General features: G+C 56.7%; 1 rRNA gene (only partly in view). It reads left to right on the top strand.

The features are described 5' to 3' along the window. Positions 1-230: 230 nt before the first annotated feature. Positions 231-1791 (top strand): 23S ribosomal RNA (locus ABZT47_RS40210) (it continues 1644 nt past the right edge of the window).

The following is a 1791-nucleotide window of genomic DNA, read 5'->3' as shown; positions in this document are numbered from 1 at the left end:
GTCGGGTTGGACACACTGTTGGGTCCTGAGGGAACGGGCCTGGAGGGCGAGGCCGCCGTGAGGTGGTCTCGCTGTCTGTAGGGCTGGTTTTTCCTCGTCTGCGGGACTGGTCTCCTGTCATACCGCTGGTGGTGCTTCACGTTGGTGGGGTGTTGCCGGGTCTGGTGGTGGGGTGGGCTTGGCACTCGTTTGTTGTTTGTGAATTGCATAGTGGACGCGAGCATCTTTGTGGCCAAGTTTTTTAGGGCACACGGTGGATGCCTTGGCATCAGGAGCCGATGAAGGACGTGGGAGGCTGCGTTAAGCCTCGGGGAGTCGCCAACCAGACGTTGATCCGGGGATGTCCGAATGGGGAAACCTAGCACCAGTCATGTGGTGTTGCCTCCGTCTGAATGTATAGGGCGGTTGGTGGTAACGCGGGGAAGTGAAACATCTCAGTACCCGTAGGAAGAGAAAACAAGAGTGATTCCGTGAGTAGTGGTGAGCGAAAGCGGATGAGGCTAAACCATGCGCGTGTGATAGCCGGCGGGTGTTGCGTGTGTGGGGTTGTGGGACCCTCTTGTGGTTGCCGCTGTGACCGCGAGCAGTGATAAATCGATGGGGTAGTCGAAGCTTCTGGGAAGTTGCGCCGTAGACCGTGAGAGCCGGGTAGGCGAAACTCTGTCGACTGTTTGAGGGGATCCCAAGTAGCACGGGGCTCGAGGAATCCTGTGTGAATCTGCCAGGACCACCTGGTAAGCCTAAATACTCCCTGATGACCGATAGTGAACGAGTACCGTGAGGGAAAGGTGAAAAGCGCCCCGGTGAGGGGTCGTGAAATAGTACCTGAAACCGTGTGCCTACAAGCCGTAGGAGCTTAGCCGAAGCTTGCTTCGGTTGTGATGTGACTGCGTGCCTTTTGAAGAATGAGCCTGCGAGTTATGGTGTGTGGCGAGGTTAACCCGTGTGGGGGAGCCGTAGCGAAAGCGAGTCTGAATAGGGCGTTTGTAGTCGCATGCTGTAGACCCGAAGCGGAGTGATCTACGCATGGGCAGGTTGAAGCGCGGGTAAGACCGTGTGGAGGACCGAACCCACCAGGGTTGAAAACCTGGGGGATGACCTGTGTGTAGGGGTGAAAGGCCAATCAAACTCCGTGATAGCTGGTTCTCCCCGAAATGCATTTAGGTGCAGCGTTGCGTGTTTCTTGCCGGAGGTAGAGCACTGGATGGCTGATGGGCCTTACCGGGTTACTGACGTCAGCCAAACTCCGAATGCCGGTAAGTGAGAGCGTGGCAGTGAGACTGCGGGGGATAAGCTTCGTAGTCGAGAGGGAAACAGCCCAGACCACCGACTAAGGCCCCTAAGCGTGTGCTAAGTGGGAAAGGATGTGGAGTCGCAGTGACAACCAGGAGGTTGGCTTAGAAGCAGCCACCCTTGAAAGAGTGCGTAATAGCTCACTGGTCAAGTGATTCTGCGCCGACAATGTAGCGGGGCTCAAGTACACCGCCGAAGTCGTGGCATTCACACTTTGTGTGGATGGGTAGGGGAGCGTCGTGCAGCCGGTGAAGCAGCCGAGTGATCGAGTTGTGGAGGCTGTGCGAGTGAGAATGCAGGCATGAGTAGCGAATCAGAAGTGAGAAACTTCTGCGCCGAATGACCAAGGGTTCCTGGGCTAGGCTAATCCGCCCAGGGTAAGTCGGGACCTAAGGCGAGGCCGACAGGCGTAGTCGATGGACAACGGGTTGATATTCCCGTACCCGCTGGTATGCGCCCATATCGAATCCAGTGATACTAAGGGTCCTTAAGCCCCTG

Source organism: Sphaerisporangium sp. NPDC005289, assembly GCF_040607455.1.
Lineage (GTDB): Bacteria > Actinomycetota > Actinomycetes > Streptosporangiales > Streptosporangiaceae > Sphaerisporangium > Sphaerisporangium rhizosphaerae.
Note: the sequence above shows the minus strand (reverse complement) of the source record. Positions and strands in the feature narration are given on the sequence as shown.